Source organism: Pararhizobium sp. LjRoot238 (assembly GCF_964252955.1).
GTDB lineage: Bacteria > Pseudomonadota > Alphaproteobacteria > Rhizobiales > Rhizobiaceae > Pararhizobium.
This window is the reverse complement of record NZ_CAXUPP020000001.1, coordinates 3516708-3531717: the sequence shown is the minus strand read 5'-3', so window position 1 is coordinate 3531717 and position 15010 is coordinate 3516708. Positions and strand designations below refer to the sequence as shown.

Genomic DNA, 15010 nt, shown 5'->3' with positions numbered 1-15010 from the left:
TCCCGTGAAAATGAATGAAACGCGTCAGGACTTGCGCTTGGCGCTGAGCGCCTGGTGAACGGCCTTGGGCACGAAGGCGCTGACGTCGCCGCCCATCGCCGCGATCTGGCGGACCAATGTGGCGGTAATGGGCCGCGATGCAGTTCCGGCCGGTAGAAACAGGGTCTGGATGTCGGGCGCCATCTGCCGGTTCATGCCCGCCATCTGCATTTCATAGTCGAGGTCGGTGCCGTCGCGCAGGCCGCGGACCAGAAGCGAGGCGCCGTGCTGTCGCGCGGCATCGACCACCAGATTGTCAAAAGAGACGATCGAGATATCGCCGGCTCTCTCGGGAAGAAACTCGCTCAGCGACTGACGGATGAGTTCCGCCCGTTCCTCGAAAGAAAACAGCGGCGCCTTGCCGGGATGGATACCGATGGCGACAATCACCTTCGGCGCCACGTTCAGCGACTGGACCAGCACGTCGAGATGTCCGTTGGTCATGGGATCGAAGGAGCCGGGATAAAAAGCAGTAGTCATCGCGCCTGTTTCCGTTTCGAAGCCTTTTGTCACGGACCGCGGGCAATCGCAAGGGAGCCCCTTCGGCACGGTTGCGTGTTCCCCCGGAAACAGCGGCCCGGCCGCATGAACGCTAGATGAATGTAACGTTCAAGGCCGCTTCAAAGAGAATTGAGTATTTGAAGAAAACACGAACGGAACTTTTTGGAGATGCGGCCGTTACTCAGCTGAAAGGATCACGGCTATGGCACTTATTCTACTTTTTTCGATGATTATGTTTTTCACCATGCTTTTTGCAACGGCAAGCGCAATCAGAAACGAAGCGCGCATCGACCGCGCAGATTTCTTGCGCGATCGTCTGGTGAAGTAAGGAAGTTTCGCCATGGCAACCACAATGATGCTCATATCGGCAATCATTAGTATTGTGTTCCTGGTCGATTTCGCACGAACCATTCTCGACCTTCATCGCGACCGGGTTGCTATGAAGGACAGCAGCCAGCACGCCGGCGGATTCAGCGTTTGACGAGCCGGTAGTTGAAAGTTCCGCAACGACAGCAGCCTCCTCCAGTGCCGCTGAATTGAAAACCGGACGGTTCCCCTGCCAGTCCGGTTTTTCTTTGCGCTGACGACAGCAGGGTTACGCTGAACCGCGATAGCTGAGGCAACCGCCGCTTCTCGCTGGAAAAACCAAAGGAAAACCTGCCGCATAGAGCCTGCCGACGTACCCCGCGCGGTCGCTGGCAAGGACGGCGAAATAGCTGTTCCATTTGAGGATGGAGATCCCTTCCGGCAGTTGCCCGGCCGCAAGATACCGATCCGGCAGCAGCACCAGCGCGGCGGACGCCTGTTCAGTCACACGAAACACTGCCGCCATCGCAACATACCAGAGAAGGACGATGGCAATCGCTGTCGCGACGAGCCTGGCAGCCCTAATAATCAAAGACGTGCTCCACGCCCGGATCGGCCAAGGGGATGATCCGCAGCAAGCTCGCCAGTTCATTTACCTTGAGGGCAACCAGCAGCCGGTTTCCGTCAAAACCCTCCCGATGGACGCGGGCAATGACGGTACCCGGCAGGCCGGGTATCGCCAGGTCAGGTTTTTCGGTGACGGAAACCATGATGTCATCGTTACCGGCGATCTCGCGGATCGTACCACCTTTCTGCGCGATCTCGACCAGGATCTTGGTGAACAGGTCGTAGCGCGGCGTTTCTATTTCGACATCGCCGCCGTTTTCACCGATCACTTTCACGCCTGGGATGCCCGCCAGCTCGCTTGGGCCCAAACCACTGACGACGCTGCGGATTTCAAGCTGCGCTGGGCCAGTGGTTCCGGCGACGGCATTGGCAATCAGTCCGGCGTAGAGCGTCTTTGCCCACCACTCGGTCCCGAGTGCAAACCGACGCTCCCGGCCGCGCACCGGATCGGTCTCGGGCGCCTCGTCGAGTTTCCTTATCTGACTGGCAAACGGATATTTGTACCAGGGGGTCTGACGGAGGAAGGCGGCATAATCGACCGCCATTCCGGCGGCGACCTGATCCTGAGGTGTTTTCTTCTCACCGCGCAGCGTCGCCGTCAGGCGGCCGATCGTTTCCTCGTAAGCTGCCTTGAGCAGCATTTCGAGCGTGAAACTGACGCCGATCGTATGGATCGTCATGCGTGTTGCGGAATCGGCGCCGCCATGCGCATCGGCAATCTTCGTCAGAGCACAGGCCGATGTCCAGAAGCCCTTGACGCTTGAGAAATAGTCGAATGCATATTCATCGCCGGTCTTCAGCGTTTGCGCCAACCCGTCATAGGCATAGACGATGTGCCATTCCGGATAGGTCAGGAAGGTGTTGGCTTCGTCCCGGTGGAAGGCCGCATCCTTGATCAAGGGTGTGTAGCGTTCTTCTGTCCTTTCGCCATGACAGAAAGCCTCGATATAGGCGACAGGGCTCAGAAGCAGCAGGATCAACAGCAGGATCGCCGCGAGGCTCCATTTGAGGAGCTTCCAAACCACGCGCATCAGGCCGTCGCCTCTTTGCCGAAGACAAGGGCGGAGAACACCGCGAACCCGCCCAGAGCCAGATGCGGCAGGTTGGCGAGAATCTTGAAGCCGAGCGGCAGATCCTGAATGCCGTAATTGATGATGCCGAGATCGAGATAACCGGAGCCGGTGATCAGGCCGAGCAAGCCATCACCAAAGTAGAGAATGCCGAAATAGAGAAGAAAGCTGCGCGCCGCCCGGCTTGAAAGCCAAGCTGCTATTGCAGCCCAGGCGGCGGATGCGACATGCAGGCTATCATCATAGATATCGAGAGCGAAGATGCCGAAGGCCCTGCCCTGATCGTCGGTCAATCCGGGGATGTAATTCAGTGACGCCGCAGCCAGAAGCACGATGGCATAGACGGTGGCGATGATGCGCAGATTCCCCACGAAGGATCCTTTCATAGTCCGGCGAGATAGGCGTCCCACAAATGATTGCGGAAAAGAAGGCCCTTGTCGAACGCGCGCTTGCTGGCGGCGAAGGAAGCGGCGCGCGGATAGCCGCGAACCAGCTGATCGATCGACGCATGTGGACGGTAAGGCAGGTAATAGGTGCCGCCGATGGCCAGCACCCGCTCGATCAGTTCCCGCGTCATGCGTGCCATATCGGCCTCGCCGCGCACGGTCTTCTCCTGTGAGAACAGCATGACGGCCGCGATTCGCGGTTCGGTCGCATAGGCGAGCACGCTGTCGCGGTCGGTATCGACGTAGCGTAGGGTGACATTGAGCAATTGCTGGAAGGACGCTGGGATCACGTCGCGGCACAGCGCAACAAATTCGGCAAATCGTGACGGCGCCACGAAATATTCGTGGAGGATATCGGTGCGCAACGGATCGAGATCGTCAAGGGTGACGACGGGCTCGTTCATCAGGCTGTTGCGCGTCGACGCCCCGGCGATGGAGGGACCAAGCGAGGTCTCGGTCCACCAGCGCATATGTTTCACTCCGTCCGAACCGACCTGCCGGCGGAAGATTTCGCGGGAGACACGGCTGACGAAGCCTGAACCGGTTGCAGCGGGAAGGTCGGACTGGTCGGCAGCCGGCCGATAAGAAATCAGCAGACCGTCCTCGAAGAACCGGTCGAGCGAGACATCGAGCCGGCCGTAGGCCATCTGGATTGATGCATCGGCGTCCAGAATCTCGGCGAACCGCTTGCCGAGATCGGGGCCGGAAACGCGCTCGAAACCAGGCTCGAGACGGCTGTTCGGCACCATGTCGAGTTCGAGTTCGGTGATCACGCCGAAAAGGCCGTAGCCGCCCATGGCATGCCGGAAGAGTTCGACGTTCTCGTTTCGCGAGCATGTCACATGCGTTCCGTCCGCGAGCAGCATCTTCAGCGACCTCACGGTACTGCCGCAGCCGCTGAAGCGCACGGGCCAGCCATGCGCATTGACGCAATAGGTGCTGGCAACACCGAAATCATTGTTCGACTGCATCACGGCCGGCGAAAAGCCGATCGCGTCGAGCCTGGCGATGACGGTTGACCAGCGCGCGCCGGCGGCAACCCGGTAGGTCCTTGATGCCGGGTCGGCTTCCAGCCATTGCTGATCCAGGGTCAGCACCGAGCCGCCCGGCGCCAGGCTCTGGCCACCCATGGAATGGCGGGCGGCGCTGGCAATGAACGGCCGACCGGCACCTTGCGCCTCGGCCATCAGCGCCCGGATGTTTTCGACGGCCTCACCCCTGGGGTCGGCAGTGACAACCACGTGTTTTGCAACAGCGGTCGGCGACAACTCACTGGCGTCATTGAGGAGAATGCCGCCGTTGTCCGCCTGCGCTTCCGCCGGAAAAACCGGACCTGTGGCGCTTGTCGGCGCAAGAAGGGTGCGGCCGGCATAAAGCCCGACACCCGCGGATACCCCTGCCAACAGCGCGCGCCGTGTCAAATGCCCCATGAACTCCCCGCCCCTTGCACCGATTGCCCATCTGGGAATCACGTCTGTAACGGTGCAGCGACAGGATTAATTCGCGGGCGAACAAATTCAATGGCAAAGAAAAACCGGGCGACAGGATCGCCCGGTTTTCATCTTAGCAGTATGGAGGAACCGTTATTCTTCCGTTGCGACCGGCGGCTCGCCTTCCGGCACGTCCGCCCCGGCCACAATCTCGTCTTCCTCATCGGATTCCGGCTCGCTGATCCGCTCGACCGAGACGACCTTCTCGTCCTTGGCCGTCGAGAAGATCGTTACACCCTTGGTCGCACGGCTGGCAAGGCGGATGCCGCCCACCGGCACGCGGATCAGCTGGCCGCCATCCGACACCAGCATGATCTGGTCGTTATCTTCGACCGGGAAGGCTGCGACGAGTTCGCCGATTTCGCCCGTCTTCGAGGTGTCCGTGGCGCGGATGCCTTTGCCACCGCGGCCGGAGGTGCGGAAGTCGTAGGTGGACGAGCGCTTACCGAAGCCCTTGACCGAAACCGTCAGGACGAACTGTTCGCGCGCCTTCAGTTCCTCGTAACGGGCCTCGTCAAGTTGACCTTCCTCGGTCACATCTTCGCCGACCAGAGCGATTTCCTCGTCTTCGCCGGTTGCCGCGCGCCGTTCTGCGGCGGCACGCTTGAGGTAGGCCGCGCGTTCCCAAGGTTCGGCATCGACATGGGCGACGATGGTCATCGAGATGATCCTGTCGTTTTCACCGAGCGAGATGCCACGGACGCCGATCGAGTTGCGGCCCGCGAAGACACGCACATCATCGACCGGGAAGCGGATGCACTGGCCGAGAGCCGTCGTTAGAAGGACGTCGTCCTGATCGGTACAGGTCTCGACGGAGAGGATTTCATCGCCCTCCTCCTCGAGCTTCATGGCGATCTTGCCGTTGCGGTTGACCTGGACGAAATCCGACAGCTTGTTGCGGCGGACCGTGCCGCGGGTGGTCGAGAACATCACGTCGAGGTTTTCCCAGGTGCTCTCGTCCTCGGGCAGCGGCATGATCGTGGTGATTCGCTCGCCGGCCTCGAGCGGCAGCATGTTGATCAGCGCCTTGCCGCGCGATTGCGGCGTGCCGATCGGCAGACGCCAGACCTTCTCCTTGTAGACGATGCCGCGCGAGGAGAAGAACAGGATCGGCGTGTGCGTGTTGGCGACGAAAAGCCGGGTAACGAAATCCTCGTCGCGCGTCGCCATGCCGGAGCGGCCCTTGCCGCCACGGCGCTGCGCCCGGTAGGTCGTCAGCGGCACCCGCTTGATATAGCCGAGGTGGGACACGGTGATGACCATATCTTCCTGGGCGATCAGGTCCTCGTCGTCCATATCCGGACCGCCTTCGACGATCTCGGTGCGGCGCGGCGTGCCGAATTCGTCGCGAACCGCGACAAGCTCGTCCTTAACGATCGTCATGATGCGGACGCGCGAGGAGAGGATGTCCAGATAATCGCTGATCTCGGTGCCGATCTTGTTGAGTTCGTCGCCGATTTCGTCACGTCCAAGCGCCGTCAGGCGGGCGAGACGGAGTTCGAGGATCGCCCTCGCCTGCTCTTCCGACAGGTTGTAGGTGAGGTCCTCGTTGATGCGGTGACGCGGATCGTCGATCAGCCGGATCAGGCTCTCGACATCGGAGGCAGGCCAGCGGCGCGTCATCAATTGCTCGCGCGCCGTCTGCGGATCCGGCGCTTCGCGGATCAGCTTGATGATCTCATCGATATTGGCGACGGCGATGGCGAGGCCGACCAGGACGTGCGCGCGGTCACGCGCCTTGCGCAGAAGATACTTCGTGCGCCGGCTGATGACTTCCTCGCGGAAGGCGACGAAGGCGCGCAGCATGTCGAGCAGCGCCATCTGCTCGGGCTTGCCGCCGTTCAGCGCCACCATGTTGCAGCCGAATGAGGTCTGCAGCGGCGTATAGCGATAAAGCTGGTTGAGGATGACCTCGGCATTGGCGTCGCGTTTCAGTTCGACGACGACGCGGTAGCCTTGGCGGTCGGACTCGTCGCGCAGGTCGGAAATGCCCTCGATGCGCTTGTCCTTGACCAGTTCGGCCATCTTCTCGATCATCGTCGCCTTGTTCACCTGGTAGGGAACTTCGGTGATGATGATCTGCTCACGGTCGCCGCGCATCGGCTCGATGGTGGCGCGGCCGCGCATGATGACCGAGCCGCGGCCCGTCTCATAGGCCGAGCGGATGCCGGAGCGGCCGAGGATGAAGGCGCCGGTCGGGAAGTCCGGTCCGGGAATGATCTCCATCAGTTGCGGCAGTTCGAGCGCCGGATCGTCGATCAGCGCGATGCAGCCGTTGATGACCTCGACCAGATTGTGCGGCGGGATGTTCGTCGCCATGCCGACGGCGATGCCGCCTGCTCCATTGACCAGAAGGTTCGGGAACTTGGCCGGAACGACCGAGGGTTCGTTCAGCGTACCGTCATAGTTGTCGCGGAAATCGACGGTTTCCTTGTCGAGGTCGTCAAGCAGCGCATGCGCTGCCTTCTGCAGCCGGCATTCGGTGTAGCGTTCGGCCGCCGGCGGATCGCCGTCGATGGAGCCGAAATTGCCCTGTCCGTCGATCAGCGGCAGGCGCAACGACCAGGGCTGCGCCATGCGCGCCAAGGCGTCGTAAATCGCCATGTTGCCGTGCGGATGGTATTTACCCATTACGTCACCGGTGACGCGGGCGCACTTGACGTATTTCTTGTTCCAGTCGATGCCGAGTTCGCTCATCCCCCAGAGGATGCGGCGGTGAACCGGCTTCAGACCATCGCGGACATCGGGAAGAGCACGGCTAACGATGACGCTCATGGCGTAATCGAGATACGACCGCTGCATTTCCTCCATAATGGAAATAGGCTCGATGCCTGGTGGATTCTTGCCGCCGCCGGGTGTGGTTTGTTCAGTCAATTTCGATCACGATCTTTGTTCAGAATCAGACAGATTTTTATAGCCGAATGCATTGGCGAGCGCCAATTTCGGGGCCGGGTTTTGAACAGCCTTTTAGGCTCTTCGGCGCTATGGATGGCATTTGCAAGGCAAAAGCGAAGGAACGGCCCGAAACGGCTCTTTCCTTCGCCGACCCGGTCGCCTAACAATCCATGAGACGGCCATCATAAACAAGCCGCGACGGGGAAATCGGATGTCACATATCGACCTTCTGATCAATGCGCTGACCACCATTCTGGTCACCATCGATCCACCGGGCCTTGCGCCGATCTTCCTCAGCGTGACCACGGGCATGAGCCGCCACGAACGGTTCCTCGTGGCGCGCCGCGGCACGCTGATCGCCTTCTTCATTCTCTCGGCCTTCGCCCTGTTCGGCAACGGCATCCTTGCGCTGCTCGGCATTTCAATCGGCGCGTTCCGGATCGCCGGCGGCCTTTTGCTCTTCTGGATCGCCTTCGAGATGATCTTCGAGAAGAGAAATGAGCGGAAGGAAAAGACCGGCGAAGCGGCGATCACCCGCGACCACATTCACAATATCGCAGTGTTTCCGCTGGCACTGCCGCTGATTGCCGGTCCCGGCGCGATCTCGGCGACGATCCTCTTGTCCGGATCGTTTTCCGCCACCATCGACCGGGCACAGCTTATCCTGGTGATCGCCTTCTGCCTGGCCCTTCTCTTTGCCGCCCTCGTCATTGCCGAACGCATCGACCGGTTTCTTGGCGTCACCGGCCGCGCCATCCTGACCCGGTTGCTCGGCGTCATCCTTGCGGCTCTGGCGGTCCAGTTCGTCGTTGATGGCGTGAAGTCGGCTTTCGCGTGATGGCCGCCGCCAATCACCGCTGACGCAAGAAGGCCCGGTTTCCCGAGCCTTCTTTTATTGTCCCACAATGGCCAGAATCAGAACGGAATGTCGTCGTCCATGTCGCGCGAAAAGTTTCCGCCGCCACCGCTCGAGCGGCCAGCCGGTGCCGACGATGGACGATCGTAGTCGCCGCCGTAATTGCTGGAACTTCCACCGCCGACATTGCCGCCACTATAGTCCGCGCCGCCACGACCGGCGCCGGAGCCACCGCCATCGCGGCCGTCGAGCATCGTCAGCGTCGAGTTGAAGCCCTGCAGCACCACTTCGGTCGAATAGCGGTCCTGGCCGTCCTTGTCCTGCCATTTGCGGGTCTGCAGCGCGCCTTCGATATAAACCTTGGCACCCTTCTTCAGATATTGCTCGGCAACCTTACAGAGGCCCTCGTTGAAGATCACCACGCGGTGCCATTCGGTCTTTTCCTTGCGCTCGCCGGAATTGCGGTCGCGCCAGGTTTCCGACGTCGCGATGTTCAGGTTGGCGATCGGCCGGCCGTCCTGCGTGCGCCGGATTTCCGGGTCGGCCCCGAGGTTCCCGATCAAAATCACCTTGTTGACACTACCCGCCATCTTGCTTTTCCTGTTATCCCGCCCGGCATTGCAGCCCGGCCACCAAAATTCTAAGCGCACACTTTAGCGGCTGATAGCCCACCATACGCCCCTTTGCATCCCGTCATCCACAACAGATTTCAAATTTTGTTCTTTATTTGTTCTAATAAATTCGTAATATTCTGTCAACCGACTCGGGAAAGCCGGCCTGTTTTTCGTATTGCGCCTCGACATGCGCTGTGCCGTACTTAAATAGGAGCTTTCAATGGACTTACAAAGCTGGACACGATGAGCGAACTCAAGACCATTTCCATCCGCGGCGCGCGCGAGCACAATCTGAAGGGCATTGACCTTGACCTGCCGCGCAACAAGCTGATCGTCATGACCGGCCTGTCCGGCTCCGGAAAATCGTCCCTCGCTTTCGACACGATCTATGCGGAAGGCCAGCGCCGCTATGTCGAGAGTCTCTCGGCCTATGCCCGGCAGTTCCTCGAGATGATGCAGAAGCCGGATGTCGACCAGATCGACGGGCTGTCACCGGCGATCTCGATCGAGCAGAAGACGACCTCGCGCAATCCGCGCTCGACGGTCGGAACGGTCACCGAAATCTATGACTATATGCGCCTGCTGTTTGCCCGCGTCGGCGTGCCTTATTCCCCCGCCACGGGCTTGCCGATCGAGAGCCAGACGGTCAGCCAGATGGTCGATCGTGTCATCGACTTCGGCGAGGGAACACGGCTCTATATCCTGGCGCCGATCGTCCGCGGCCGCAAGGGCGAGTATAAAAAAGAGCTTGCCGAGCTGATGAAGAAGGGCTTTCAGCGCGTCAAGATCGACGGGCAGTTCTACGAGATCGCCGAGGCCCCGACGCTCGACAAGAAATACAAGCACGACATCGACGTCGTCGTCGACCGCGTCGTCGTGCGCCCCGACCTGACGGCGCGGCTGGCAGACAGTCTCGAAACCTGCCTGACGCTCGCCGACGGCCTGGCCATCGCCGAATTCGCCGACAAGCCGCTGCCGCCGGAAGAGACGGCCGCGGGCGGCTCTGCCAACAAGTCGCTGAACGAGACGCACGAGCGCGTTCTCTTTTCCGAAAAATTTGCCTGCCCTGTGTCCGGTTTCACCATTTCGGAGATCGAGCCGCGGCTGTTCTCGTTCAACAATCCGTTCGGCGCCTGTCCGACCTGCGATGGACTCGGCAGCCAGCAAAAGATCGACGAGGCGCTGATCGTCCCGGAACCCGACCGGACACTGAAGAACGGCGCCATCGCGCCCTGGGCCAAGTCCTCATCGCCCTACTACAATCAGACACTCGAGGCCCTCGGCAAGGCGTTTGGCTTCAAGCTGTCTAACAAATGGAGCGATCTGTCCGACGAAGCCAGGCATGCGATCCTGCAGGGCACCGAGGAGAAGATCAGTTTTCATTACGAGGACGGTGCGCGGTCCTACAACACCTCCAAGACCTTCGAAGGTATCGTGCCCAATCTGGAGCGGCGCTGGAAGGAGACCGACAGTGCCTGGGCACGCGAGGAGATCGAGCGCTACATGTCGGCCGCCCCCTGCCCGGCCTGCGACGGTTTCCGCCTGAAACCGGAAGCGCTGGCGGTCAAGATCGACAAACTGCACATCGGTGAGGTGACCGATATGTCGATCCGCGTTGCGCGCGACTGGTTCGAGACGCTGCCGAGCCATATGAATGCCAAGCAGAACGAGATCGCCGTTCGCATCCTGAAAGAAATCCGCGAGCGGCTGCGCTTCCTCAACGATGTCGGCCTGGAATATCTCAGCCTCTCGCGCAATTCCGGCACGCTGTCGGGCGGCGAAAGCCAGCGCATCCGGCTGGCGTCGCAGATCGGCTCTGGCCTGACCGGCGTGCTCTACGTGCTTGACGAGCCGTCGATCGGCCTGCATCAGCGCGACAATGCCCGGCTGCTCGATACGCTTCGGCATCTGCGCGACATCGGCAATACGGTGATCGTCGTCGAGCACGACGAGGATGCGATCCTGACCTCGGACTATGTCGTCGATATCGGACCCGCCGCCGGTATCCACGGCGGCGAGGTGGTCGCGCAAGGCGCGCCGTCCGACGTCATCGCCAATCCGAACTCGCTGACTGGAAAATATCTTTCCGGCGAGCTTTCGGTTGCCGTGCCCGCCGAACGGCGCAAGCCGAAGAAGAAAAAGGAAATCACCGTTGTCGGCGCCCGCGCCAACAATCTGAAGAATATCACCGCCTCGATCCCGCTCGGCATCTTCACGGCTGTCTCCGGCGTTTCCGGCGGCGGCAAGTCGACTTTCCTGATCGAGACGCTCTACAAGGCGGCCGCGCGCCGCATCATGGGCGCGCGCGAAAATCCGGCCGAACACGACCGGATCGACGGTTTCGAGCACATCGACAAAGTGATCGACATCGATCAATCGCCGATCGGCCGCACGCCGCGCTCCAATCCGGCGACCTACACCGGCGCCTTCACCCCGATCCGCGACTGGTTTGCCGGCCTGCCGGAGGCAAAGGCGCGCGGCTACCAGCCCGGCCGTTTCTCCTTTAACGTCAAGGGCGGCCGCTGCGAGGCCTGCCAGGGCGACGGCGTCATCAAGATCGAGATGCACTTCCTGCCGGATGTCTATGTCACCTGCGACGTCTGCCACGGCAAACGCTACAACCGTGAGACGCTCGATGTGCATTTCAAGGGCAAGTCGATTGCCGACGTGCTCGACATGACGGTCGAGGAGGGCGTCGAGTTCTTCGCCGCCGTCCCGGCCGTGCGCGACAAGCTGATCACGCTCAACCAGGTCGGCCTCGGCTACATCAAGGTCGGTCAGCAGGCCAACACGCTCTCGGGCGGCGAGGCGCAGCGCGTCAAGCTTGCCAAGGAGTTGTCGAAGCGTTCGACCGGGCGCACGCTCTATATCCTTGATGAACCAACAACTGGATTGCATTTCCATGACGTAGCCAAGCTTCTTGAAGTTCTGCATGAACTCGTCAACCAGGGCAATTCGGTCGTGGTCATCGAGCACAATCTGGAAGTCATCAAGACCGCCGACTGGGTGATCGATTTCGGCCCCGAAGGTGGCGACGGCGGCGGCGAGGTCATTGCGGCGGGAACGCCAGAGGATATCGTCAAGGAAAAGCGCTCACATACCGGCGCCTTCCTGAAGGAGCTTCTGGAGAGGCGGCCGATCCGCAAGGCGGAAGCGGCGGAGTAAAAGATAACGCGAGGGGGAGACAGCATGACGAAATCAGGCACGATCCGCTGCGGTATTGGCGGTTGGACCTTCGATCCTTGGGAAGGAACGTTTTATCCCGCCAACCTCTCGAAGAAGAAACAGTTGGAATATGCCAGCCGCCAGTTGAAGGTCATCGAGGTCAACGGCACCTATTACAGTTCGCAGAAACCGGAAACCTTTGCCAAATGGACGTCCGAAGTGCCGGAGGATTTTGTCTTTTCCCTGAAGGCAAGCCGCTTTGCCACCAACAAGAAGGTGCTGGCAGAGGCCGGTGAATCCGTCAGCAGATTTCTCGGCCAAGGACTAAGCGAACTCGGTCCGCACCTTGGCCCGATCCTCTGGCAGTTCATGCCCACGAAGAAATTCGATGCCGATGATTTCGGTGCCTTCCTGGCGCTGCTGCCGGAGAAGCAGGATGGCTTGACGCTGCGGCACGTCGTCGAGGTGCGCCATCCATCGTTCCGGACGCCGGAATTCATTGCGCTGCTGACGAAGTACAATGTCGCCGTAGTCTGCGCCGATCACGCCGAATACCCGATGATCGCCGATGTCACTTCGGACTTCGTCTATGCGCGCCTGCAGACCGGCAGCGATGATGTCGAGACTTGCTACGATGAAAAGCGGCTTGATCTCTGGACCGATCGGCTGAAGACTTGGGCTTCAGGCGGCGTGGTTGACGATCTGGAACTGGGCGATCCCGCGCACAAGCCTGAAAAGAAGCCCCGCGATATCTTTGCCTTCTTCATCACCGAGGGCAAGGTCAAAGCACCGAACGGCGCGCGGGTACTGCAGAAGCGGGTGGACTGATCAGGCCGAAAGCGGTTCGATTGCGGTGGCGAGGTCTTCCGCCGTCAGCCCCTCGCCTGCTTTCGCGCCGGCCCGTCCATGGCGCCAGACGCCGGCGGCGGCGGCCTCGAAGGCCGGCATACCCTGCGCCAGATGCGCGCCGATGATGCCGGCGAGTGTGTCTCCCGACCCCGCTGTCGCCAGCCACGGCGGCGCATTGGTGTTGATTGCAGCGCGGTCGTCGGGCGCCGCGATTACAGTGTCGGCTCCCTTGTAGACGACGACGCTATGACTGCGTTTGGCGGCGGCGATGGCGCGGTCGACCTTGGAAAGGGCCTTATTGGCCTCGATATCCGGAAACAGCCGGGCGAACTCGCCGTCATGCGGTGTTATGACCAGGCGTGTTTCACCTTTGGCGTAGGCCTTGAAAAGCGACGCCGGATCGTCCCTGAAAGCCGTGATGCCATCGGCGTCGAGCACCAGTTTTCGCCCACGGAGAATCAGGGCGTACTGACGCGCCGTCTCCAGATCGCCAAATCCCGGGCCGAGTACGAAGGCGCTGATGCGTTTGTCGGCCTGCCAGTGCGAGAGGTCGTCTTCGCCCTCGATCTGTTTCAACATCACCGCCGTCAGATGAGACGCATTGGGATTAAGGGCCGCGGCGGGCGAAGCGATCGTCACCAATCCGGCCCCTGCCCTCAATCCGGCGATCGCCGATAGCCGCGCCGCCCCGGATGAAAGCGGGCCGCCGGAAAAAACCGCAAGATGCCCGCGCTTGAACTTATGCGCGGCAGGGTCCAGGGCAAAGGCATGCTCCTGCCAGAGATGCGGTCCGTTTTCGCAAAGCGGGCCTGCACGAGCACGCAGGATGCGCTCGGGAATGCCGATGTCGAACACCTCCAGCGTGCCGCAAAGCATCCGCCCCGGTATCAGCAGATGTCCTGGCTTCCGGGCGACGAACGTCACCGTGTGACGGGCGTGAAAACTTGCTCCCAGCACCTGTCCGCTGCGGCCATCGACACCGGAGGGCAGGTCGACGGCGATGACCGGGAGGTCCTGGCTCTCGACCGCCCGCATCACGCTTGCCGCCTCCGGCGGAACAGCGCGTGAAAGGCCTGCTCCGAACAAAGCGTCGATGACGACGTCTCCGGCAATCGGGCGATATTCCGCAAGCGGTTTCACCGCAACTCCGCAGGCCGCGTAGGCATGAGCCGCGTCGCCTTTCAAAGCCGCCGGATTGCCCAAGGCATGGACTTCGACATCAGCGCCGCTGCCGCGCAAGGCGGCGGCGGCGATATAGCCATCCCCGCCATTGTTGCCGGGACCGCACAGGACGACAAACCGCAAGGTACCGGGATAAAGCCGCAAGGCCGCCGCCGAAACGGCCATTCCGGCGGATGTCATCAGGCTGAAACTGTCGATCCCCGAGCGAGCCGCATCGGCATCGATCGCGGTCATTTCGGCGGGCGTCACGATGGCGTGGTTTCTATCAGCTGGCATGGCCTCAAAATGCCCTGCCGCCGACGCGCCTGCAAGGCTAAAACACGAACGGCAAATGTTCATTTTTTATGCATTTGCACATATTTAGCGCTTATCCGTGCCGCTTAATACAGCCCTCTGTCAAGCAGGGCATCCGTGGTGACCAGCGAAATACAAAAATTCATAAAAAATAGGCAAAAGGCGCTGTTTATTCTGGAGAAACGGCTATGATCGTCTCTGTTGGAGGAGTTTTCATCCAAAACGGCATCGCATTTGCCATATCTGGCATGTAAAATGCATATTGAGGGCGAGCGGGCATAAGCCTGCTATAACGGGAGAAGCGGAGAGACATTTTCTCATGAAAAAGATCGAAGCGATCATAAAGCCTTTCAAGCTTGACGAAGTGAAGGAAGCCCTTCAGGAGGTTGGCCTGCAGGGTATCACCGTCACGGAAGCCAAGGGCTTTGGACGCCAGAAGGGCCACACGGAACTTTACCGTGGGGCAGAATACGTTGTTGATTTTCTCCCGAAGGTGAAAGTCGAAGTCGTGCTGGCAGACGAGAACGCGGAGGCCGTGATCGAGGCCATTCGGAACGCAGCCCAGACCGGGCGTATTGGCGATGGAAAGATTTTCGTCTCCAATATCGAAGAGGTCATCCGAATCCGCACCGGTGAGACCGGCATCGACGCCATCTAATCCGCCCGGCCATTCGGC

Annotated in this window: 13 protein-coding genes; 4 read left to right on the top strand and 9 right to left on the bottom strand. The window is 60.6% G+C overall.

The window, feature by feature from the left end:
* Positions 1-24: 24 nt before the first annotated feature.
* From coaD to gyrA, 7 genes are all read right to left on the bottom strand, one after another.
* Positions 25-519, bottom strand: coding sequence for a pantetheine-phosphate adenylyltransferase (gene coaD, locus ACSQ3F_RS17155; RefSeq protein ID WP_436101332.1), 495 nt, complete (start codon positions 517-519; stop codon positions 25-27).
* Between the two features lie 198 nt (positions 520-717).
* Positions 718-915: a hypothetical protein gene (locus ACSQ3F_RS17150; protein WP_436101331.1), complete on the bottom strand. Its 198-nt coding sequence runs from the start codon at positions 913-915 to the stop codon at positions 718-720.
* Positions 916-1135: 220 nt separating this feature from the next.
* Complete coding sequence (locus tag ACSQ3F_RS17145; protein ID WP_436101330.1) at positions 1136-1438, bottom strand: hypothetical protein; 303 nt, start codon at positions 1436-1438, stop codon at positions 1136-1138.
* Positions 1428-2504 (bottom strand): hypothetical protein, encoded by a 1077-nt coding sequence (locus ACSQ3F_RS17140; protein WP_436101329.1) that lies wholly within the window; start codon positions 2502-2504, stop codon positions 1428-1430. Before ACSQ3F_RS17140 ends, ACSQ3F_RS17145 begins: the two co-directional genes overlap by 11 nt.
* A complete protein-coding gene (locus ACSQ3F_RS17135; protein WP_436101328.1) occupies positions 2504-2914 on the bottom strand; it encodes a DUF4383 domain-containing protein in 411 nt (136 codons plus the stop codon). Before ACSQ3F_RS17135 ends, ACSQ3F_RS17140 begins: the two co-directional genes overlap by 1 nt.
* Before the next feature lie 11 nt (positions 2915-2925).
* Positions 2926-4419: an FAD-binding protein gene (locus ACSQ3F_RS17130; protein ID WP_436101327.1), complete on the bottom strand. Its 1494-nt coding sequence runs from the start codon at positions 4417-4419 to the stop codon at positions 2926-2928.
* Positions 4420-4572: 153 nt separating this feature from the next.
* Positions 4573-7353, bottom strand: a complete 2781-nt coding sequence (gyrA, locus tag ACSQ3F_RS17125; RefSeq protein ID WP_436101326.1) for a DNA gyrase subunit A — start codon at positions 7351-7353, stop codon at positions 4573-4575.
* A 232-nt stretch (positions 7354-7585) separates the two neighbouring features.
* Here gyrA and ACSQ3F_RS17120 point away from each other — a divergent pair, with 232 nt between their 5' ends.
* Entirely contained in the window at positions 7586-8212 is a 627-nt protein-coding gene (locus tag ACSQ3F_RS17120; protein ID WP_436101325.1) for a MarC family protein, read from the top strand.
* A gap of 77 nt (positions 8213-8289) precedes the next feature.
* Here ACSQ3F_RS17120 and ACSQ3F_RS17115 read toward each other — a convergent pair whose 3' ends face one another.
* On the bottom strand, positions 8290-8820 hold the full coding sequence (locus ACSQ3F_RS17115; protein ID WP_436101324.1) for a single-stranded DNA-binding protein: 531 nt from the start codon (positions 8818-8820) through the stop codon (positions 8290-8292).
* A 267-nt stretch (positions 8821-9087) separates the two neighbouring features.
* Here ACSQ3F_RS17115 and uvrA point away from each other — a divergent pair, with 267 nt between their 5' ends.
* Both uvrA and ACSQ3F_RS17105 read left to right on the top strand, forming a co-directional pair.
* Complete coding sequence (uvrA, locus tag ACSQ3F_RS17110; protein ID WP_436101323.1) at positions 9088-12009, top strand: excinuclease ABC subunit UvrA; 2922 nt, start codon at positions 9088-9090, stop codon at positions 12007-12009.
* A 24-nt stretch (positions 12010-12033) separates the two neighbouring features.
* A complete protein-coding gene (locus tag ACSQ3F_RS17105; protein ID WP_436101322.1) occupies positions 12034-12837 on the top strand; it encodes a DUF72 domain-containing protein in 804 nt (267 codons plus the stop codon).
* Here the strand turns inward: ACSQ3F_RS17105 and ACSQ3F_RS17100 are convergent, their stop codons facing one another.
* Positions 12838-14316, bottom strand: a complete 1479-nt coding sequence (locus tag ACSQ3F_RS17100) for an NAD(P)H-hydrate dehydratase (protein ID WP_436101321.1) — start codon at positions 14314-14316, stop codon at positions 12838-12840.
* A gap of 337 nt (positions 14317-14653) precedes the next feature.
* Here ACSQ3F_RS17100 and ACSQ3F_RS17095 point away from each other — a divergent pair, with 337 nt between their 5' ends.
* Positions 14654-14992 (top strand): P-II family nitrogen regulator, encoded by a 339-nt coding sequence (locus ACSQ3F_RS17095; protein WP_018324798.1) that lies wholly within the window; start codon positions 14654-14656, stop codon positions 14990-14992.
* The last annotated feature ends 18 nt before the right edge of the window (positions 14993-15010 follow it).